The 22,454-nt window shown below is 67.6% G+C and carries 12 protein-coding genes and 1 other RNA gene; 4 read left to right on the top strand and 9 right to left on the bottom strand.

The features are described 5' to 3' along the window. The 9 genes from acpS to ssrA all read right to left on the bottom strand — a co-directional run. The coding region (gene acpS, locus B5F84_RS08025) for a holo-ACP synthase (protein ID WP_143786077.1) at positions 1–642 on the bottom strand (642 nt) is incomplete at its 3' end. A 2-nt stretch (positions 643–644) separates the two neighbouring features. Beyond that, positions 645–2,495: a glutamine--fructose-6-phosphate transaminase (isomerizing) gene (gene glmS, locus B5F84_RS08030; protein ID WP_087322583.1), complete on the bottom strand. Its 1,851-nt coding sequence runs from the start codon at positions 2,493–2,495 to the stop codon at positions 645–647. Between the two features lie 183 nt (positions 2,496–2,678). Further along, positions 2,679–4,016: a phosphoglucosamine mutase gene (glmM, locus tag B5F84_RS08035; RefSeq protein WP_087322585.1), complete on the bottom strand. Its 1,338-nt coding sequence runs from the start codon at positions 4,014–4,016 to the stop codon at positions 2,679–2,681. Positions 4,017–4,247: 231 nt separating this feature from the next. Beyond that, positions 4,248–4,643, bottom strand: a complete 396-nt coding sequence (rpsI, locus tag B5F84_RS08040; protein WP_087322587.1) for a 30S ribosomal protein S9 — start codon at positions 4,641–4,643, stop codon at positions 4,248–4,250. Positions 4,644–4,645: 2 nt separating this feature from the next. Beyond that, entirely contained in the window at positions 4,646–5,086 is a 441-nt protein-coding gene (rplM, locus tag B5F84_RS08045; RefSeq protein WP_087322590.1) for a 50S ribosomal protein L13, read from the bottom strand. A gap of 644 nt (positions 5,087–5,730) precedes the next feature. Next, the gene (locus tag B5F84_RS08050) at positions 5,731–12,717 is read right to left on the bottom strand and encodes a discoidin domain-containing protein (protein WP_087322592.1); all 6,987 of its coding nucleotides are present in this window, start codon (positions 12,715–12,717) and stop codon (positions 5,731–5,733) included. Positions 12,718–13,046: 329 nt separating this feature from the next. Further along, positions 13,047–15,824, bottom strand: coding sequence for a TIM-barrel domain-containing protein (locus B5F84_RS08055; RefSeq protein ID WP_087322597.1), 2,778 nt, complete (start codon positions 15,822–15,824; stop codon positions 13,047–13,049). A 60-nt stretch (positions 15,825–15,884) separates the two neighbouring features. Then, a complete protein-coding gene (locus B5F84_RS08060) occupies positions 15,885–16,796 on the bottom strand; it encodes a patatin family protein (protein WP_204205540.1) in 912 nt (303 codons plus the stop codon). 233 nt (positions 16,797–17,029) lie between these two features. Beyond that, positions 17,030–17,398, bottom strand: a transfer-messenger RNA (tmRNA) gene (gene ssrA, locus B5F84_RS08065). A gap of 242 nt (positions 17,399–17,640) precedes the next feature. Here ssrA and B5F84_RS08070 point away from each other — a divergent pair. From B5F84_RS08070 to B5F84_RS08085, 4 genes are all read left to right on the top strand, one after another. Further along, positions 17,641–19,254, top strand: coding sequence for an ABC transporter substrate-binding protein (locus tag B5F84_RS08070; protein ID WP_087322601.1), 1,614 nt, complete (start codon positions 17,641–17,643; stop codon positions 19,252–19,254). A gap of 123 nt (positions 19,255–19,377) precedes the next feature. Further along, entirely contained in the window at positions 19,378–20,394 is a 1,017-nt protein-coding gene (locus tag B5F84_RS08075; protein ID WP_087322604.1) for an ABC transporter permease, read from the top strand. 5 nt (positions 20,395–20,399) lie between these two features. Then, positions 20,400–21,311 (top strand): nickel transporter permease, encoded by a 912-nt coding sequence (nikC, locus tag B5F84_RS08080; RefSeq protein ID WP_087322607.1) that lies wholly within the window; start codon positions 20,400–20,402, stop codon positions 21,309–21,311. Positions 21,312–21,316: 5 nt separating this feature from the next. Then, positions 21,317–22,453: an ABC transporter ATP-binding protein gene (locus B5F84_RS08085; RefSeq protein WP_087322659.1), complete on the top strand. Its 1,137-nt coding sequence runs from the start codon at positions 21,317–21,319 to the stop codon at positions 22,451–22,453. Position 22,454: the final 1 nt, after the last annotated feature.

Here is a 22,454-nt window from a genome sequence, read left to right on the forward strand (position 1 = left end):
GCGGGCCTCCTTGAAGGAGGTCGCGAGCGCGCGGGCCGCCTCGTCGCGCGAGGGAGGGGCGGGACGGACGTCGTCGGTCACCGCCAGGGCGTTGGCCACGGCCACGTCGGCCGCGGGCGTCCGGTCGGACCCGCCGCCCAGGTGCCCCAGCGCCTCCTCCTGCACGCGCTCGAGCTCGTCGAGGACCGCGCGGGCCTCCTTGAAGGAGGTCGCGAGCGCGCGGGCCGCCTCGTCGCGCGAGGGAGGGGCGGGACGGACGTCGTCGGTCACCGCCAGGGCGTTGGCCACGGCCACGTCGCGCGTGTGGGAGATGGAGAGCGCGATCTCTCGGACGCCCTGCTCCTGCGCGATCTGGGCCGCACGGCCCGCGAGCAGCGCGCGCGGCCGGCCCGTGGACGGGTCGCGCGTCACCGAGACGTCCTTGAGCCCGATCCCCTGCGCAAAGCCGGTCCCAAGCGCCTTGAGCACCGCCTCGCGCGCCGCAAAGCGCGCCGCGTAGTGCTCGGCCGGGCGCGCGCTGCGGTCGCAGTACGCGCGCTCCTCCTCGGTGAAGACGCGCCGCAGGAAGGAGGGCCTGCGCTCGATCACCTGCTCCATGCGCGAGATCTCGAGCATGTCGACGCCAATGCCAGCTGCCGGCATGGCTACTCCACCGTGACCGACTTGGCGAGGTTGCGCGGCTTGTCGACGTCGCAGCCGCGCGTGCGCGCCACGTAGCGGGCAAGGATCTGGAGGTGCACCACGGCCACGATGGGCACGAGCAGCTCGTCGGGCACCGGCGGAATCCACAGCACGTGCTCGACGAGCGAGGCCACGGACTCGTCGCCGTCCGTCGCCACCGCCACGCAGACGGCACCGCGGGCAATGACCTCCTGGATGTTGGAGACCGTCTTGTCGTGCACGCGGTCGGCCGGGACAATGGCCACGACCGGGAACCCCGGCTCCAGAAGGGCGATGGGTCCGTGCTTCATCTCGCCGGCCGGGTAGGCCTCGGCGTGGAGGTAGCTGATCTCCTTGAGCTTGAGGGCACCCTCGGAGGCCGTGGTGGCGTTGACGCCACGGCCCAGGAAGAGCGCCGAGTGCGCGCGCCGGAACACCGCGGCGGCGCGCTTGTCCTGCCAGGAGCGCGAGATGACCTCGCGGATGAGGCCGGGGAGGGTGCAGAGGTCGCGGTAGTGGCGCTCCACCTCGGGGCGGGTCATCCTGCCCTTGGCCTGCGCCAGGCGCAGGGCCAGAAGGGCGCTCGCCACCATCTGCGCGGTGTAGGCCTTGGTGGAGGCCACGCAGACCTCTGGGCCCGCCTGGACGTAGAGCACGCCGTCGGCCTCGCGCGCGGCCGTCGAGCCGAGCACGTTGGTCACGGCAAAGACCTTGCAGCCCATCCCCCTCATGCGGCGTGCGGCCGTGAGGGTGTCCGCCGTCTCGCCCGACTGCGTGATGATCACGCAGAGGGTGTGCGGCGTCACGAGCACGTCCTGCTCGTAGTTGAACTCGGACGCAAAGTCGCAGACGACGGGCACCTTGGCCCAGGTCTGGATGAGCGTGCGGGCAATGAGCCCCACGTGATAGGACGTGCCGCAGGCGATGAGGTAGACCAGGTCGATCGAGGCGAGCTCCCGCTCGCTCAGGGAGAGCTCGTCGAGAAGAACGCCCTTCTCGCCCAGGCGCTTGTCAAGGAGGCGCTCGATGGCCTCGGGCTGCTCGGCGATCTCCTTGGCCATGAAGTCGGCGTAGCCGCCGAGCGTCGCCGCGGAGGCGTCCCAGTCGATCCTCACCATGGAGGGCGCCTCGACGGGAAGCCCCTCCTCGTCAAAGACGGCGACCGAGCCCGACGCGTCGAGGCGGGCGACCTGGCCGTTCTCGAGCTGGATGACGTCGGAGGTCACGCCCGCGAGCGGCGTCACGTCGGAGGCGGCGTAGGCGCCGTCGGGCGTGGGGGCCACCACGAGCGGGGACCCGTTGCGCGCGCAGACGATCTGGCCGGGCGCGTCGGCGCACACGACGGCGATGGCCCAGGAGCCGCGCAGCCGACGGCACGCGTGCCGCACCGCGGTCACGAGGTCGCCCTTGCAGGGGCCCGACCAGGCGTCCTCGATGAGGTGGGCGATCACCTCGGAGTCGGTCTCGGAGACGAGGGTGTGCCCGATGCGCTGCAGGTAGCTGCGCAGCTCGCGGAAGTTCTCGATGATGCCGTTGTGCACGATGGCGATGCGGCCCGTGCAGTCGCGGTGCGGGTGGGAGTTCTTGTCCGTGGGGGCGCCGTGCGTGGCCCAGCGGGTGTGGGCGATCCCCGTGGTGCCCACGAGGTTGGCGGTCTCGCAGCGCTCGCGCAGGACGGAGACGCGGCCGGCGCACTTCACGCCGTGAAGGGCCCCGTCGGCACCCACCACCTCGACGCCGGCCGAGTCGTAGCCGCGGTACTCGAGGGTGGCAAGGCCGTCCAGCAGGTATCCGACGGCCTGCTCTCTCCCGGTATAGCCAACAATCCCGCACATGCGAGCCTCCTCGGGTGGGTGTGTTTGAGCTGCGTCACGATTGTAGCAGTGCCGGTACGTCCCGGGGGAAACCAGACGGTTAAACCACGAGGCCCGCCCCGCTCCGTCGGGCGGGGGCGGGCCCATGCGCAAGCGGGCGCCCAAGAGGGCGCCCGCAGCTGATGGCAGAGCCTTTTTGCCGGCCTAGGCCTTGTGCGGCTCCAGCGCGGCAAGGACGATCTCGTTGGCCTCGCGGCAGAGCTCCTCGGTCGGGGCCTCGGCGAGCACGCGCACGAGCGGCTCGGTGCCGGAGGCGCGCACGAGCACGCGGCCCTGGCCCGAGAGGAACTCCTCGGCGCGCCTGACGGCCGCGAGCACGGTCTCGTCACCCATGGCGGCATCCTTGTCCTTCACGCGCACGTTCACGAGCTCCTGCGGGAAGAGCTTCACGGGCGCGCAGAGCTGGGAGAGCGTCTCGCGCTCGGCGCGCAGGACCTCCATCACGCGCAGGGACGTCATGATGCCGTCGCCCGTGCACTCGATGTCACCGAAGATGATGTGACCGGACTGCTCGCCGCCCAGGCTGTAGCCGTTCTCACGCATGCACGCGTAGACGTTCTTGTCGCCCACCGCGGTGGTCTCGTAGGAGAGCGAGGCCTCGTCAAAGGCCTTGAAGAGGCCGTAGTTGCTCATGACCGTAGGCACCACGGTGCCGGCGGAGAGGCGGCCGTGCTTGTTGAGGTAGACGCCGCAGACGTAGAGGATGAGGTCGCCGTCCACCACGTTGCCGCGCTCGTCCACGGCAAGGCAGCGGTCGGCGTCACCGTCGTAGGCAAAGCCCACGTCGAGCCCCTGCTCGACCACGTGACGACGCAGCCGGTCGATGTGGGTAGAGCCGCAGTCCACGTTGATGTTGAAGCCGTCCGGGCTGTTGTTGATCACGCGGACGTCGGCGCCCAGGGCGTCAAAGACCGGCTTGGCCACGGAGGACGCCGAGCCGTTGGCGCAGTCCAGGCCCACCTTCACGCCCTGGAGGGAGAAGTTCGCGCTCGCGATGAGGTGCGCGATGTAACGGTTGCGCCCCTGCATGTAGTCAACGGTGCAGCCGATGGCGTCACCCGTGGCGAGCGGCACCTCGGACTCGCCGTCGATATAGGCCTCGATGAGCTCGAGGACGTCCTCGTCCATCTTGTAGCCCTCGCCGTTCACGAGCTTGATGCCGTTGTCGGTGTAGGGGTTGTGGGAGGCGGAGATCATGATGCCGCAGTCAAAGCGCCCGTCCACGGTCTCGTAGGCCACGCCCGGCGTGGGAATGACGTGCAGCATGTAGGCGTCGGCGCCAGAGGCAACGAGGCCTGCCACGAGCGCGCTCTCGAACATGTAGCTCGAGCGGCGGGTGTCCTTGCCCACCACCACGCGCGCCTTGCGCTCCTGGCGGGCGCCGTAGTACCAGCCCACGTAGCGGCCAATCTTGAAGGCGTGCTCGACGGTCAGGCCGTTGTTGGCCTCACCGCGGAAGCCGTCGGTGCCAAAGTACTTCATGCGCAACCCTCCCGCAGTCTGGAGAAAAAGACGTCCCCATTCTCTCACAGAATGGGCCCCTCCCCGGGCCACGGGCAAACTCGACAGATTGCGTACGGGACGGGGCGCGACGGGTGGGCGCGAGGCCCGCGCGAGCGGACGGGGCCGCAAGGCCCGCGCGGGCGAGCGCCGACGGAAAAGGCCCGCCGAGCCAGGCTCGACGGGCCAGAAGGCGCATATGCGAAGGTGCGCTTAGCGCTTGGAGAACTGCGGGCGCTTGCGGGCCTTCTTGAGGCCGTACTTCTTGCGCTCGACCGCGCGGGAGTCGCGGGTGAGGTAGCCGGCCTTCTTGAGGTCGTCACGGTACTCGCCGGCGTCCAGGAGGGCGCGGGCGATGCCGAGGCGCAGCGCGCCGGCCTGGCCGGTGATGCCGCCGCCGTCGCACTTGGCGAGGACGTCGAAGCGCTCGGCGGTCTCGGTCACGCGCAGCGGGGCGCAGGCGTTGTCAACGAGCTGCTGACGGCCAAAGTACTGGGAGGCCTCGCGGCCGTTCACGACGACCTTGCCGGTGCCGGGAACCAGACGGACGCGGGCGACGGCCTCCTTGCGGCGGCCGGTGCCGGTGTAGACAACGGTGTTCTCAGCCATCGTTAGGCCCTCCAATCAATCTTGACGGGGTTCTGGGCCGTGTGCGGGTGCTCGGGGCCAGCGTAGACCTTGAGCTTGGTGCCCTGCTTGCGGCCGAGGGTGGTCTTGGGGAGCATGCCCTTGACGGCGTGCTCGACGACGCGCTCGGGGTGCTTCTCCATAGCCTCGCGGAAGCTCTCGAACTTGATGCCTCCGAGGTAGCCGGAGTGGCGCCAGTACTGCTTGTGATCGGCCTTGACGCCCGTCAGGACGACCTTGTCGGCGTTGATGACGACAACGAAGTCACCGGTGTCGGCGTTGGGGGTGAACTGCGGCTTGTTCTTGCCACGAAGAATCATGGCAGCCGTAGTGGCAAGACGGCCGAGCGTGGCGCCCTCAGCGTCGATGAGCACCCACTTGCGCTCGACTTCGCCGGCCTTGGCGAACTGAGTCGACTTCTTCACTTGACTCCTCCTACGTACCTACATGCGATGATGGCCCCTGGACGAACCATCGTGCTTTTGTCAGAGATTACGGGGCTCTGTGGAAAAGCTGTAAGAGTATACAGCATCGGGCCAGCTTGGGACCGGTGAATTTTGCGTCCACAAGGCGTTCACGTAGCTGGGCGCGGGGCTTGAGGCTGGGCGCCGGGGCCTGCACAGCCGGGCGGCCCTTGCGCGGGCGGGTAACCCCCGTGCGGGCGGGCGACCCTTGCTCAGCCGACAGGAATTGCGCCGAGTGCGCGCCGGGCAGCGCGCAGTGGACAAATTATCAGTCCGAACGGATAAAAACGACGGCGAGTGCGCGCTGGGCACGCGTGGCCGACGCGCACCCGACGCAATCTCTGGCAGCCGGACGCGGGCCCGCGTGCCCGGCATGCGCTGCATCCCGCCAGAGAGCAACTGCCCGCAGAGCAGCCGCCCAGATAGCATACAAATCTTGCCTCGAACCTGAAAAAACCGGCCCAAACGGGCGATTTGTGTATGTTATTCCGCCTCCAAAACTAGTGCGGGACGAGAAAACCGCGCGCCCGCAACCGCGCCCCGCGAAAAAAGGGGCGGCACCCGAAGGTGCCGCCCCTCCCCTGATCCCCTAGGGGACCCTTGGGCTACTCACGCTCCCTGCGGCGCGCGACCAGGCCCGCGGCGGCAAGTGCCGCACCAGCGAGCGCGATCGGCGCGACGGCGAGGGCGGCGTCGCCCGTCTCCGGGACGGTGCTTCCGCCGGTGGACGGCTTGCTGCCGCTCGGCTTCTGCGTGTCGTCGCCGGGCTTGGTGGTGTCGCCAGGCTTCTGGTCGTCGCCAGGCTTCTGGTCGTCACCGCCAGGCTTCTGGTCGTCGCCGGGCTCCTCCGTGACGTCCTCAAGGCCCTCGATGGCCTCGACGAGCGCCTGGGCGGCGGCGTCAACCTCGGCCTGGGTGGCCTCGGGATCGGCGGCAACGGTCTTGGCGGCCTCGAGCGCGCTTGCGAGCGCGGCCACGGACTCCTCGGTCTTGCCGGTCGTGTCGACCGCCTCGGCCTCGGCGATAGCCTTGGCGAGGGCGTACTTGTTGACGACGGGCTGCTCCGGGTCGGCCGGGTCGAGCGCGGCCTGCGCGGCCTCGAGCGCGGCGAGCGCGGCGTCGATCTGGGCCTGGTCGCCGGAGGTCAGGGCAGCCTTGGCCTTGGCCAGGGCATCCTGGAGGGCGGCCCAGGACTCGGCGGTGTAGTCATCGCCGTTGAGGATCTCGACCGCGTCGATGGCGGCCTCGAGCTCGGAGGTGTCCGGCTCGGAGGGCTCGGGCTCGGCAAGACCGTCGTAGGCGGCCTTGAGCTCGTCGTAGGCGGCAGAGATCTGGGCCTCGGTGGCCTCGTCGTTGGCGAGGACCTGCTGCGCGCCGGAGAGGGCGGCCGTGAAGCGCTCGGCCGTCTCCTGCGTGTAGGCGGAGAGGTCGGTGTCCTTCACCTGGTCGACCAGCTCCTGGAGCTTGGTCTTGTCGGGCTTCTCCACGGGCGGGATCTCCGTCTTCTTCAGGCCGTCGTAGGCGGTCTGGAGAGCGGCGAGCTTGGCGTTGACGTCGTCCTGCGTGGCGGCGTCGTCCTCAAGGACGGCCTTGGCGTCGACGAGGGCGTTCTGGAACGGAGTCCAGGTGGCCTCGGTGTAATCCTCGGCCTTGAGGTCGGCGGCCTCGATCGTGTCAACAAGCTGCTGGAGCGCGGCCTTGTCAACGGTGACCGGGTCCTCGTGCTTGGTGCCGTAGAAGCGCACCTCGGAGGCGCTGCAGTACTGGTCCTGAGCAGGGCCGCCAGCGTGGTTGACCTTGAACATCACGTACTGCGCGGCCTGCCCCGCAAAGGCGGCCTGGTGCCACTCGGTACGGTCAATCAGGGTCTTACCGTTGTTGTCATACGTGAACGTACCCAGGCTGACGGCAGAGGAGCCCTCGGTGGGAGCGTAGCCGTTGTCAGCGTACGCCTGGAGGTCCTCAGCGCTCATGGCGGTGACGATCTCGACCTCGAAGATGTCGCCGTTGGTGCCGTTCTGACGCGGCAGGAACGTGACGTCGGTCAGGTCGTAGGTGCCACCAAGGTCAAAGATGACCCACTGCGGCATGTAGACATCGTGCATGTAGTCAGAGTGCCAGTAGCTGGACTCGTCGTAGTCGAGAAGGTTCTCCTTCTCGCCGTCCTCGCCCTCTTCGACCGTGACCTCGCTGGACGCGCCAACAACCGTGACGGCATCCTTCTTGTCCTCGGTGTTGATGAGCGTGGCCTCGTCGACCGGACGCATCACAAGAGCATCGATGGCGTCGCGGATGGCCACTGCGGCGGTGGCCACGTCGTTGGCCGTGTAGTCATCGGAGGCGATGAGCGCCTGGCCGGCCGCAACCGCATCAGCGAGGGCCTGATAGCTGTCCGCCGTATAGGCGGCCTTATCGTAAGCACCGGCCTCCTGGATCGCGGAAACGAGCTCGGAGGTGTCAACGCCCTCCTCGACGGTCAGCTGGTACTCAGCCGTCACGCTCGGATCGAGCGCGGACTTCACCGTGATGGTAACGGTGCCAGGCTTGTTGCCACGGACGTACCAGACCACGTTGCCGTCGGCGTCCGTGTTGGACACGACGCTCGCGACAGCGGAGTCGGAGCTCTCAACGGTCACGTACGGATACGCGTCGTCAGCGGTAACCGCCTTGGCATCAACGCGGGTAAGCTCACCAGCATAGATGGACGTGGCGTTCTCACCCAGCTCGATGCTGTCAACGGTAACGTCGGCGGTCTTGTAGTTGAAGTTGACCTCACGCAGCGTGAGCATGCGGTTGGCCGTGTCGGTCTCATTGGGGTTCGTGCTCGCGGTGCCGAGCGAGGTCTTCGGGGTGAGGGCAACCGAGGTCACCTTCTGGCCCTTGTGAGCCTCGTCGACGGTCAGCGTGAAGACGTCCTGCTGCTCGGCGAAGGAGAACTCCTGCGTCTCGCCGCCCTCAAAGGTGATGACCGCATCCATGCTCGTCACGGTGCCGTTGCTGCCGTTACGGTTGACAACCTCGACGTTGTCAAGAACGGACGGCTCGGCGAAGGTGAACGTCATGGTGGTGGGAAGCTTCACGTAGTCGGGAAGGAACCCGTCCTCGGTCCAGTTGGACGAGACGTCCCACTTGAGCTCGAAGTCGTTGCTAGACTCGTCGCCGTTGAAGAGACCGTCATAGTTCCCCTGCTGGACGATCTTCCCGACGTTGGTGCCGTCATCGGCCGTAAGAATGTCGTTCGTCATGGTGATGCTGGAGAACGCATCCTGGCCATACTCGCCAGACTGGGAGGCCGGCGGCTCGGGGAACTCCGGAGCGGTGCCGTCGGACTCGAAGACCTTGGCGTCGCACGCAGGGCCAACGAGCCAACCCGTGGAGGGAAGCTCCACCGCACCGTCAGCAACAGCCTTCAGCTGGAAGGAGGCAACGACCGCCGTGCCGTTGTAGAGGTCCTTGTCGGCCTCGTTGGCAAGGGCGATGTTCACCGTCTGGATGCCATCGTCAAAGGTCGTGGTCGAAGTGGTCTCATCGTTCATGCCCGCAAGGTAGGGGCTCGTGGTGATGCTGTCGCCGACCAGCTCGAACATGCTGCTGTCAAAGTGGATGACCGCGCCGAGGGCGTTTGCGTTGGCAACGTCGCTCGCGTACAGGTCAACCGTGATGACATCGCCGGTCTTGACCGCAGAGGCGCTCGGGATGACCGCAAGGCTGCCGTCAACCGCACCGGTCTTGGTCGTGCCGCCGTTCACCTTGGAAAGGGTGAAGGACATGTCGTACACGTCGTAGACACCGTTGTTGTTGATGTCGAAGGCCTTGCTGCCCACGTGCGTCTGGAACTCGTCGGCGTAGGGAGCGCGGTTCTCACGACCAAGGGCGTTGCCCTCAAGGTGCTGGACGTCCTCGGTGCCCACCGTGGTGGGAGAGCTCGGGAGCGAGCCAACCTCAAAGGCCAGCGAACCGTCGGTCTTGTAGAGCGCGAGCTCACCGGCAGAGAAGTGCCCGCTGTTGGTGTCAATCGGGGTGAGGCGCAGGTAGCGAGCATAGCCGGTCAGCTCGACCGTCTTGGAGGCAAGGCCCTCGGCGTTGTTGCCGGTGGCCCACTTGGAGCTCTCCTGCTGGGTGACCCAGTTGACGCCGTCAAGGCTCGTCTCGACCTTCATGGAGATGACGCTGCCGTTGCCGCCGTTGTCCTGGCGCGGGGTGTAGACAAACTTGTCGAGCGCGTATGCCTGGCCATAGTCAATGGTCATCGGCATGCCCTCTTCCACGCCGTTGGAGGAGTGGAACATGGTGTTGAGGTCGTGGTCGAACGCGTTGTCGATCGCGCCCCAGTCCTCGCCACCGTCATAGGACACGCTCACGGGCGCGGGCACGTTGCGCCACGGGTCCTCGAGGGACGTAGCGCTGAGCTCGTCGCTCCAGTCAGAGTAGCCCTCGGCGTTGCGCGCACGGACCTTGTAGGTGTGCGTGCTGTTGTACGTGAGGTCGGTGTGCGTGTACTCGGTCGCATCGCCCACGTTGAAGAGCGTGCCGTCCACGAGGAGCTCGTAGCTCTCGGCGCCCTCGACCTCATCCCAGGTGAGCGTGATGCTCGTCGGGGTCATCTGGTCCTCGGGAGCCGCGAGGTTGGCCGGCGCGGACAGGTTCGGGTTGGGAGCGTCGCTCGGCAGGTTGCCCTCGTTGGCGAAGCCGTTGACGGTCAGCGTCTGGGCAGCGCTGTTGACGTCGGTCTTGGCGAACTTCACGTACAGCTTCGGGGTCGTGGTGATCTCGGTGCTGCTGAAAGCCTCGCCCTTGATGGCCTCGTCGTCAGAGTAGGCGTTGGAGTTGAGGTTGGGGGACTCATCGTAGAAGTAGATGGCCCGGCCAGCCTCGGGCGTCGCGGCGTCGAAGGCCTCCTTGGAGTCAACCTTCGTCTGCGCGAGCTCCTGGTCGCCGTTCTTGGCAACGACGCTCTTCGGCTCCGCGGACACGTTCACCACAAAGGTGGTGGTGCGGTTGGAGTCATAGCCGTCGTAGGTGCCCTCGGATGCGTTGGCCGTAAAGGTGGCCGTGTCGCCCTCGACCGAGGAGGTGAACGTCGTGGAGACGTTGCTGCCGTAGCTGATGTTGTCCTCGGCACCGTACTCGGGATCGGAGTTGTCGATGTTGTTCTCGATGTAGGAGCCCGTGTCCTCGAAGAGGGTGTACTCGTTCTCGCCGTCAACCGCGAAGAACTCGACGATACGCTTGGTGCGATCGGTGCCCTCGGGGTTGGTGTCGGTAATCGGCTCGGGGTTGTTGTTGGCCTCGTACATCGGGATGATGGCGTTGGCCTTCACGAACACCGGGAGCTTCCAGACCGGAGCGTCGAAGTTGTTGAGGACCTGACCACCGCGGTACTGCTCGCCCGTCCAGTAGTCGATCCAGATGGTGTCCGAGCCGCCCGGGAGATAGATGTTGTCGCGGACGTCGTTGCCATCGCCCAGGCCGCCGTTGGCGGAATCGCCGTCGGTGTTCTGGTAGATGGGCGCCACGAGGAAGTCCTCGCCCATGGTGAACTCGTACTGGGTGCTCGTGCTCGCGGCGTACGCGGAGTCATCGGAGAGCATGATCGCGCGCACGAACGGCATGCCGGTGTCACCGTTGCCCGTGTCGATGTTGGACGCGGACGCGGCGGTGGTGTAGATGTACGGCATGAGCTGAGACTTCAGCTTGAGGTACATGCGGTTGATGCCCGTGTAGGGATCGCCGTAGGTGTAGGGCATCTTGGCGTAGGAGCCCCAGCCGTCCATGTCGAGCATCAGCGGAACGAAGGTCTTCCACTGGTAGTCGCGCGTGGCGACGACGGAGTGACCACCGAAGATGCCGTCCATGTCGGAGCCCATGTTGGGGTTGCCCGCAAGGCCCTGGCCGATGAAGGTCGGAATCTGGAAGCGGATGTACTCCCAGTTACCGCCCGTCTGGTCGCCGGTCCAGATGCCCGCGAAGCGCTGGGAGCCCGCCCAACCGTCGAGGGAGACGATGAGCGGACGCTCGCCGGCCTCAGTGGTCACGATGTCATAGGCGGTCTTCGTGCCGTTGAGGCCGAAGGAGTAGCCCGGGCCGACCCACGCAACGTCCGTCTTGAGCATGGTGACGCCACCCTCGGAGACCTCTGCGTCAAAGTCGCGGAGCGTCTGCCAGAGCGTGTTGGCGTTGGAGTCGGGCTCGAGGTTGGACTGGGTCCAGAGGCCCGTGGCGACACCACGCTCGTCAGCGTAGTCAGCGAACTCCCTGAGGTTCTGGACGTTGGCCGCGATGGCATCGAGGCGCTCCTGGGAGCTCGTGCCGTCGGGGTTGACGCCGCCGGTCATGTTGTAGCCGTTCTGGCCATAGCCGCAACCGTAGCCGTCGTTGGGCAGGAAGTAGCCCAGCGGCATGTCATAGTCCTGGTACTGGTCAAGCTTGCCGCGAGCGGAGAACTTGACGTCGTACTTGACGCCCTCGGGGACCTTCTCGGTGGAGACCGTGGGGCCGTAGCCGTTCAGGGTCTCGACGGTCTCGCCCGCGCTCGCCGCAGCGCCCGTGCCGCCCTTCTCATACGTGACGGAGTCAGGCGTGCCGCCCGAGGCGGAGTGGCCGTAGATGGGCCAGTCGTTATAGCCGCTCAGCGCCTCGTCGGACCAGGAGTCGCGGTTATAGGCGTTGTAGTGGCCAAGGTAGAAGGCGTAATCCGGGAGCAGTGCCGGGTCGCCCGTCACCTTGTAGTAGTCCTGAAGCAGGTCCTGGGCCGTGGAGGAGATGCCCTCGGCGTCGGACGTGAAGATGTACGCGTCGTACTTGTTGTCGCTGTGCGTAGCGCTCACGTAGTCCTGCTCGCTGCCGAAGTTATAGGAGCCCTCGGCAAAGGTGTTGCGCAGGACGCCGTAGCCATCGCTCGACCAGTAGAACGGGTTCGGGGAGGCAACGCCACCGTCGACCCAGTTGTTGGTGTTGGAGATGGCGATGGTGCTACCGGTGTGAATGAAGCGGCCGTTCTGGGTGCCGCCGCCGAAGAAGTTCTCGGCCTCGCCCTTGTCGAGCGACTGCACGGTGGAGTTGCCGTTGAAGCTCAGCGGCGAGGTCTCCTCCATGACCACGTCATCGCCATCGGTCACGGTCATGAGGGCCGTGTCCTTGTCCAGGGAGATCGTGGTGTCGCCCGAGGTGATGGTGTACGCCTCGCCGGCGTCCTCAACCGTCACGGCAGGGTGCGAGTACTTGTCGGAATCGTCCGGCTGCGCCTGGATACGGGCCACGTGATCTTTGGAGCGCGGCGTCGCGTACTCCGCGAACTCGCCCGTAGGATCGACGACGTAGTGGAAGATGCCGTCTTCGAGGAACGTGATGCGGCCCTCGATGGTCTCATCGCCCGACTTGAAGCTGATGACGGCCTCGTTGGCCGAGTCGCCCTCCGCAACGCTCTCGACGCTGCTCAGGGAGCCCTGGTAGTTCGCGGGAGCCGCAAACGCCTGGACCGGCAGGGACGTCGCGAAGAGCGTCGCCGTCATGATGCCACCGGCGATACGACGAGCCTTGGACCACACCTCCCCTCTTTCGTTCTTCCGGGGTTGGACATGGCGCTTACTCATACGCCCACCTTTCTCTCGTGTCCTTCCTTCCCAATACGTTCAGAGCGAATTGACAACTGGTATTAGGTTCAATACCTATAACCGAGACAATTCACCCATGGTTTAGTCATTATGCGCAAAGTTCCGCTCGCCGTCGCCCACAGTCACGCTAGCGGTAGCAAACGGCCCCGCAGACGGACAAAAATAGCCCTTGAGCTGGTAATTGGTATCTACAATCAAATACAAGTTGGGCCCCGGAGGCCTCCTGTCGGCCCCGGGGCCCCAACGTCATCGCAACACGTTAACTGGTATCTCTTCCATACCAGTACATAAATCATGCACAAACAGCATCAGACCTGATCGAGGTTCTCCTCGGCAAGCCCCCAGAGCGTGAGCTCCTGCGCGTGACGGCTCACGTCCGCACGAGCAAAGCGCACGGTCACGCGCGGCGCCCCGTGCGCGGCGGCCACCATCTCGGCGAGCACCCGCTCCTCCGCGGGCGCGTACGTCTCCACGGCGGGCGCCCCCTCGAAGAGATAGGCGACCTCCCCCGGCGCGGGCTCGGCCGCGAGCAGCCCCGCACGGTCGGCGACCTCGCGGACCAGGAGCTCCCGCCCGCCGCAGCGCGCCGCCACGCCCTCGGGGCGCGACGTCACGCGCACGGTAAACGTCGTCTGCCGGAAGGGGTCGTAGCCCTCGTAGGAGCCGCGCGACGGCTCGGCGAGAAGGACCGCGCGGCCGCCCTCGACCACGCACCGGAAGTCCGTGAGCACCCGGCCGCCGTAGTCGATCTCGTCCACCACGCCATAGCCCGGCTCCTCGTGGGCGCGGCTCACCCCCGTGCGGCCGTCGTCCTCGAAGAGCGTGTAGCGGGTCTCCGTGCGCCCGGGACGGCCGAGCGCCGGGTAGAACTCGACCACGCGGCGCGTGCGGTCGAGCCCGGCCGGGTTCTTCTCGCCCGGGGGAAGCGGGTTGTTGTGAGGCTCGTAGCAGGGGATGATCGCGCCGGCGCGCACGAAGAGCGGGAGCTTCCAGAGCGGCGCGTCATAGCCGTTGAGCGTCTGGCCGCCCCGGTGCGCCTCCCCCGTGAGGTAGTCGAACCAGAGGTCGTCCGCGCCTCCCGGGAAGAAGATGCCGTCGCGGACGTCGTTGCCGCGCCCGTCCGCGCGCACGCTGCGATAGACGGGCGCCACGAGCAGCGCGTCGCCCAGGGTGAACTGGTAGGTCGCGGCCTCGGCGGGGACGTCGGGCGCGCCGGAGAGCAGAAGCGAGCGCACGGGCGGCAGCCACGTGTCGCCGTTGCCCCACTCGATGCCCGACGCCGCGGCGGCGCAGGTGTAGGCATACGGCATGAGGCGGCTCTTGAGCTTGAGGTACATCCGACAGATGCCGGTGTGCGGGTCGCCGTTGGCGTAGGGCAGCTTGGGCAGCGACCCCCACCCGTCCATGTCGAGCATGAGGGGCGTGAGGGCCTTCCACTGGAAGTCGCGCGTGGCCACCACCGCGCTGCCGCCAAAGATGCCGTCCATGTCCGACGCCACGTTGGGGTTGCCGGACATCCCCTGCCCCAGGTAGGTGGGGACGTGCATGCGGATGTACTCCCAGTCGTCGCCGTTCTGGTCCCCGGACCAGACGGCGGCAAAGCGCTGGGTGCCGGCCCAGCCGTCCAGGGTCAGCACGAAGGGGCGCCGGCCGGTCCGCGCCGCCAGGATCTCGTAGCCCTGCTTGGTGGCGTCGAGGCCGAAGGAGTAGCCCTCCCCCACCCACTCCTCGTCGGTCTTGAGGGCCGTGATGCCCGCGCGAGAAACCTCGGCGGCAAAGTCGCGCAGGTTCTGCCAGGTGATGTCGGGGCTGGGGTCGGGCGTGATCTGCGACTGGGCCCAAAGGCCCGCCTCCACGCCGCGCTCGTTGGCGTAGGCGGTGAAGGCGGCGAGGTTCTCCACGTTGGTGGCAATCGCCTCGAGGCGCTCGGGCGAGCTCGCGCCGTCCGGCCCCACGCCGCCCGTCATCTCGTAGCCGTTGTGGCCGTAGCCGGCGCCGTAGCCGTCATTGGGGAGCATCCAGCCGAGCGGCATGTCGTGGGCGGCGTGCTCGTCGATGACGGCGCGCGCCGAGTAGGCGTAGGGGGTCCGTCCGCGGTACTTCTCGCCCGAGGCGCGCAGCACCTCGTCGGGACCGTTCAGGGACTCGGCGTCGTGGCCCTCGGGCACCACGTAGCCGCGGCGGCGCCCCAGCTCGTAGCGCACCCGGCCCGGCGCGCCCGCGGGCGCGGACCCCAGGACCGTCCAGGCCTGGGCGCCCCGCTCGGGCTCCTCCGACCAGGCGTCGCGGTTGTACGCGTTGAGGTGGCCCAGGTAGAAGGCGTACTCGGGAAGCAGCACGGGGGCGCCCGTCACCGCAAAGTACGCGGCAAGGACGCTCTGCGCCACCCGGGGAAGGCCCGCCGCCGGGTCGTCGGCGATCAGGAGGTACGCGTCGAGGCAGGGGTCCTCGTGGGTGGCCGTCACGGCCGCGGCCGCGCTGCCAAAGTCGTAGGTCCCCGGGGCGAAGGTGTTTCTTATGATGCCGTAGCCCGCGCTCGACCAGAAGAACGGGCTCGGCGAGGCAACGCCGCCGTCGCCCCACTGGTTGCTGTTGGTGGGCGTGGTCACCACGCGCACGACCGCACCCTCGTGGCTCGCGCGCCCGTTCTGGGTGCCGCCGCCGAAGAAGCGCTCGCGCGCGCCCATGGCAAGCCGCTGCGAGGACGCGGTCGGGCCCAGCTCGGCGGGCGCCGCCTCGCGCAGGGCCACGTGGCCGCGGCGACGGACCGTGAGGAGGCCGGAGGGGCCCTCAAGCAGCACCTCGGTCAAGCCCACCCGGATCGCAAGCGCGCCCTCGCGCGCCTCGAGGGTGGGCCGGGGGTGCGCGTAGCGCGCGGACTCGTCCGGCTGGGCGGGGATGCGCGCCGCGTGCGCGGGGCTGTTGGGACGGGCGTAGGGGGCAAACGCACCCGTGGGGTCGAGGGTGTAGCGGATGATGCCCTCCTCGAGGAAGGCCAGGCGCGCGGGGACGGGCACGCCGCCCGGCGCGAGCGTCAGGTCGACCTGGTAGGGACGGCCAGGATGGGGGCAAGCGTCATATATCACGGTGTTCTCCTGCTTCAGCTGGGCACTTCGGGGGACGTTTCCGCCCTGTCCCAAGAGGGGCTACTCCCCACCGGGACAGAGGAAGGCGTCAATCTCGGCGAGGCGGGCCTCGGTCTGGCGGCGCGCGGCCACGTAGAGCGAGAGGAGCGCCTCGCCGTCGCGCGTGGTGGAGCCCACGCTAACCGGCTCCTCCGGGGCGATCACCAGGCAGGCGCCCTCCAGCTCGAGCTCCCAGAGCCGCTCGCGCTGGGCGTTGTAGCGCTCCGCGCGCGTGGCGAGGGCCTGCCGGTAGTAGGGGTAGCGGTCGTAGCGGTGAGACCTCAGCGCAAGGCCCTCTCCCCCGCCGGGCTGCTTCTGGTAGGTGCGGTCCTGCGTGAGGACCACGAGCGCGCGGGACGCCGGGACGTGGCCCTCCACCTCACGAGCGCCGGGCAGGCCCAGGGCCACCTCAAAGGGGATGGAGTCCGTGGTGCCGCCGTCAAGGTAGCGGTGGCCCTCGATCTCCACAAGCTCGGAGACGGCCGGCAGCGAGGCCGAGGCGCGCACCTTGTCAATGTCCTCGGGGAAGCTCCGCACGCGCAGGTAGGCGGGCGTGCCAAAGGTCACGTCCGAGGCCACGACCCAAAGCGGCAGCGGGCTCTCGTTGAAGGTCTCGACGTCGCAGGGGTCAAGGCGGTTCTGGACCTCGTCGTACATGAAGTCGGCGCCCGCCATGTTGCCCGTCGTGGCAAACGACCAGAGGGACATGAAGCGGCGGTCGTCCCGGAAGGCGAGCATGTCGCGCATGGTGCGGCCGATCTGGCGGGAGCGGAAGTTCGAGGCGTTGACGGCGCCCGCAGAGACGCCCCACGCGCTCGAGAACCCCGTGAGGCCGCGCTCCTGCAAGACGTCGAGCACGCCCGCCGTGAACATGCCCCTGAACCCGCCGCCCTCAAGGACGAGCGCGGGCGCCATGCCCCCCTTGGTCTCCATCCGTCCCCTCTCGCTTGCCGCTTGCGCACCAGACTTTACACCACATCGCGCGGGCGAGAAGAACATGGGCAAGAAGGGCGCGTGCGAGAGAGCCGCGGCGGCGCGCCGGGGCGGGCGCCGGGCGTCAAAAAGCGCGAGGGGCCCTCCCGGGAGGGCCCCTCGCCTCGTAAGGACGACAATCACGATCGTCCTCCTCAGGGCGAACGCTTCGAGGCGTTCGCCCAATACAGCCATGGTGGAGGTGCGGAGAATCGAACTCCGGTCCAAAGCAGGTCCCTGACAGGTGTCTCCAGGCTCAGCCACCGGTTGGGTCTCAGACGCCGCGCACCCGGTTGCCCGCGCTTGGCGCCCCAGTCGGTTCGGTCTTTTCGGGCGGCATACCGACTACGTCCGCCCGAGCATCTCCCTCAGATGACACCGCACCGGCAACGGGAGCGATCACCGGATTGGCGCGCCGCTATCTAATTAAGCGGCGAGAGCCAGCTGGGGCCCAAAAGAGTTGTTGTCGTCAATTCAATTTGACGGTACCCCTGTTTAACGTGGCGAGGAGACCACGGCCTGCTGCCCATCTCAGACCCACCCTGTCGAAACCAGTCACCCCCGGGTGGAAAAGGGAAGACCGCCACCATGCGGATGTCAACGTTCGCGCCGCCGGAGGCGGCCGTGCGCCGGCGGGCGGCGCAGGGACATTCTACCCGATTTCGGGCCGATTAACACTTTAGCTCAGTAAAGTTAATCCGCGCCGATTCCGCACGGGGCAACGCCGCGGGGCGCGTACCATCGCCCCCATCTGAGGGCGCGCCGCCCGGCGGCGCGCTGTCACCAGCGGGACAAGGGAGGAAACATGTCCAAGGCGTTTGAAATCTCCAGGAGGCGCTTCGTCGAGGCCATGGGCGCCGCGAGCGTCCTCGGCGTCGTGGGCCTCAGCGGCTGCACCGGCGCCAAGCGCGCGAGCGACACCGGCGAGGAGGGTCAGGGCGGCAACGCCGACACCATCACGTTTGCGCAGGGCGCCGACCCGCGCGGTCTCGATCCCGCCTACGTCGACGACGGCGAGTCCGCCAAGATCATGTGCAACATCTACGACACGCTGCTGCGCTACGACACCCAGACCTGCGACGTCGTCCCCGGCCTCGCTGACATGCCTGACATCTCCGAGGACGGCCTGACCTACACCTTCAAGCTACACGAGGGCGTCAAGTTCCACGACGGCACCGACTGCAACGCCGCGGCGGTCAAGGCCTCCATCGAGCGCCAGCTCGAGCCCAGCCGCACCGAGGACATGCCCTACGCGTCCTTCGTCTTTGGCGCCGAGGACACCGGCGCCGGCGTCGCCTCCGTCGAGGCCCCCGACGACACCACGCTCGTCATCACGCTGCGCGCGGCCTCCACGCCCTTCATCAAGAACATGGCGATGGCGCTGGCCGCCCCGGTCGTGGCCCCCTCCGCCTTCGAGGCCGGCACCTCCAACGAGAGCCCCGTCGGCTCCGGCCCCTACAAGTTCGTCTCCTGGTCCAAGGGCGAGAACGTCGTTCTCGAGGCCAACGAGGACTACTGGGACGCCGAGCGCATGCCCCAGACCAAAAACGTCATCTTCCGCTTCATCGCCGAGAACTCGAGCCGCGTGACCGCCCTCAACAACGGCGAGGTCGACATCATCGACGGCATCGACGCCTCCGTGGTGCCCACCATCACCGACGCGGGCAACGAGCTGTTCGAAGAGGACGGCATGAACATCAACTACATGGCGTTCCGCAACGACGAGGGCCAGTTCACCGACGTCGCCGCGCGCAAGGCCTTCTGCCAGGCCGTGAACGTCGAGGAGATGGTCAAGAGCCTCTACGGCGACTACGCGGGCGTGGCCACCTCCGTCATGCCGCTGTGGATGGCCCCCTATGACGAGGACATCCAGCAGACCGCCTACGACCCCGAGGCCGCCAAGGCCGCCTTTGCCGAGCTCGGCATCACGAGCTGCACCATGCTCGCCTACACCAACCCGCGCCCCTACAACTCCATCGGCGGCCAGGCGCTCGCCGAGGCCATCCAGGGCTACCTGGCCGACGCCGGCGTGGACATGGAGATCGTCTCCTACGACTGGACCACGTACCAGACCAAGGTCGAGACCGACAAGTTCGACGTCTGCCTCTACGGCTGGGTGGGCGACAACGGCGACCCGGACAACTTCATGAACCTGCTTGCCGACGAGAACGTCTCCATGAACGTGGGCCGCTTCCGCAACGACGAGTACAACGCCCTCATCCAGCAGGGCCTCGCCACCGAGGAGGGCGCCGAGCGCGACGAGATCTACAAGCAGTGCGAGCAGATGGTCGCCGAGCAGATGCCGTGGATGGTCATCAGCCACGCCAAGAACCTCGCGGGCTACAGCCCCAAGGTCCAGGGCTTCTACTACCACCCCACGGGCGTCGTGCACCTGGAGGGCGTCACCAAGTCCGCCTAGCGCCCCCCCCCGCCCGACCCCAGCGACTCCCCGAGACGGGCCGGCCCCTCCGGCCCGTCTCCGTCTGGCGAGAAGTACCTGGTCCTTCTCGCGCCCGACCCCTAAGAGAGAGGAGGAGGCCACGTGCTGAAATACGTGCTCAAGCGCATTCTTCTGGCGATTCCCGTGCTGCTGGGCGTCTCGATCATCGTCTTTCTGATCATGCGCGTCTTCTCGGCCGACCCGGCGCCCGTCGTGCTGGGCCAGCACGCCACGGCCGAGGCCATGGAGGCCTGGCGTGACGCGAACGGCCTCAACGACCCCATCATCGTCCAGTACTTCACCTTCCTCACGGGGGCGCTCACGGGCAACCTCGGCGAGAGCTACTACACGCACACGCCCGTGACCGAGGAGCTGCTCTCGCGCTTTCCGGCGACCGTCGAGCTGGCGCTCGTGGCCATTGTGATCGCGGCCATCGTTGGCGTGGCGCTGGGCGTCGTCTCCGCAACGCACAAGAACACCCCCATCGACGGCCTCTCCACGATCTTGGCCCTCGTGGGCGTCTCCATGCCGATCTTCTGGCTGGGCGTCCTGCTCATCATCCTGTTTGCGGGCGTCCTCCACGTGCTGCCGAGCTCCGGACGCATCGACCCGCTCCTGCAGCCGGTGGGCGGCACCGGCTTCTACCTCCTGGACACCCTGCTCATGGGCGACCTCGAGGCCTTTGCCGACGCGGCGGCCCACATCGTGCTGCCGGCCGTGGCTCTCTCCATGTACTCGATGGCCGTCATCACGCGCATGACGCGCTCGAGCATGCTCGAGACGCTCAACGAGGACTACGTCCGCACAGCCCGCGCCAAGGGCCTGAAGAAGCGTCGCGTGGACATCCATCATGCGCTGCGCAACGCCATGCTGCCGGTGACCACGGTCATCGGCCTGCAGCTGGGGAGCCTGCTCGGCGGCGCCATGCTCACCGAGACCGTCTTTGCCTGGCCGGGCATCGGCAAGTACGTGGTCGACTCCATCCTCAAGTCGGACTTTCCGGTGGTGCAGGGCGCGGTCCTGCTCATCGGCGCGATCTTCATCGTCATCAACCTGGTGGTCGACGTGATCTACGCCTACCTTGACCCGCGCATCACCTACGCCAAGGAAGAGGGGTGATCGGCATGGCAGAGGCAGTTGCCCAGACCGGCGGTGCCCCCGAGGAGCGCCCGGCCGAGAAGACCGAGTCGCTGTGGAAGGACGTCTGGTACTCGCTGCGCCAGAACGTGCCCGCCATGGTGAGCCTCGCGATCATTGTCCTTCTCGCCCTGGTGGCCATCATCACCTTTGTTGCGCCGCAGGTGCTCCCGTACGACCCCTACCAGCAGGACCTCTCGGCCTCCTTCCAGGGGCCGAGCGCCGCGCACTGGTTTGGCACCGACCAGCAGGGCCGCGACATCTTCTGCCGCATCCTCATCGGCAGCCAGATCTCGCTCACCGTGGGCCTGCTCTCGGTGGCCATCTCGCTCACGATCGGCGTCACCCTGGGCGCGCTCGCCGGCTACAAGGGCGGCGTGGTGGACACCGTCATCATGCGCTTCATGGACATGATGCTCGCCATCCCGTCGATCCTTCTGGCCATCGCCTTCATGGCGGCGCTCGGGCGCGGCATCGACAAGGCGATCATCGCCATCGGCTTTGTCTCCATCCCGGAGTACGCGCGCATCGTGCGCAGCCAGGTGCTCGCCGTCAAGCAGTCCGACTACGTGGCCGCCGCGCGCGTCATCGGGGACTCCGACGCGGTCATCATCTTCCGTCACGTGCTCCCCAACGTGATGCCCTCGATCATCGTGCGCGCGACGCTCGGCATCTCGAGCGCCATCCTCGACGCCGCCGCACTCGGCTTTCTGGGCCTCGGCGTCCAACCGCCCGCCGCGGAGTGGGGCGACATGCTCGGGCGCGGGCGCAACTACATCTTTGCGGCGCCCTACGCGATGATCTTCCCCGGCCTCGCCATCACCGTCACCGTCCTGGCGTTCAACCTGCTCGGCGACGGCATCCGCGACGCCTTCGACCCCAAGAGCAGGAACAGGTGATTGACATGGCGCTGCTAGAGGTACATGACCTGGTCACCGAGTTCCCCACGCGCAAGGGCGTCGTGCGCGCCGTGAACGGCGTCACCTTTGACCTGGAGCGCGGGGAGATCCTGGCCGTGGTGGGAGAGTCGGGCTCAGGCAAGAGCGTGACGTCGCTCTCCATCATGGGGCTGCTCCAGAAGCCGGGGCACGTGACCGGGGGGTCCATCACCTTTGACGGCAAGGACCTGCTCGCGGCCACCGAGGCCGAGATGGAGCAGGTGCGCGGCGGGCAGATCTCCATGATCTTCCAGGAGCCGATGACCTCGCTCAACCCCGTCTACCGCGTGGGGGACCAGATCGTCGAGGCCATCCGCACGCACTCCGACATGGACAAGAAGAGCGCCTGGGCCCGCGCGGTGGAGATGCTGCGCGTGGTGGGCATCCCCTCCCCCGAGGAGCGCGCCCGCGACTACCCGCACCAGATGTCGGGCGGCATGCGCCAGCGCGTCATGATCGCCATGGCGCTCTCCTGCGACCCCAAGCTCCTCATCGCCGACGAGCCCACCACGGCCCTCGACGTGACCATCCAGGCGCAGATCCTGGACCTCATCTACAAGCTCCGCAGCGAGTTCAACATGGCGGTGTTGCTCATCACGCACGACCTGGGCGTCGTGTCCGAGGTCGCGGACCGCGTGGTCGTCATGTACTGCGGCCAGGTGGTCGAGGAGGGCGAGAAGTTCGAGCTCTTCGAGCACCCGCTGCACCCGTACACGCTCGGCCTTCTGGAGTCGATCCCGCGCCTCGAGGACGAGGAGTCCGAGCGGCTCTACATGATTCGGGGTTCCGTCCCCAACCCGCTCTCCATGCCGAGCGGCTGCCCGTTCTCGGACCGCTGCGAGCGCTGCCTCGAGCGCTGCCGGCACGAGTGCCCCGAGCTCTCCACGGTCCCGGGCACCACGCGCCGCGTGCGGTGCTTCCTCTACGAGGACGAGGCCGAGGTCCGGCGGGCCGTGGCCGCCACCGAGGCGGCGCACGAGGTCAAGGCGCGGCTCGAGGCCGAGGAGCGCGAGCGCATAGAGCGAGCGATGCGCTCCGCCGGGCGTGCTCGCAGGACCGCTCGCGGCGCGCAGGACGCCACGACAGAAGAGGGGGCGCGCTGAG

This window comes from Olsenella sp. An290, assembly GCF_002159535.1.
In the GTDB taxonomy this organism is placed as follows: Bacteria; Actinomycetota; Coriobacteriia; order Coriobacteriales; family Atopobiaceae; genus Thermophilibacter.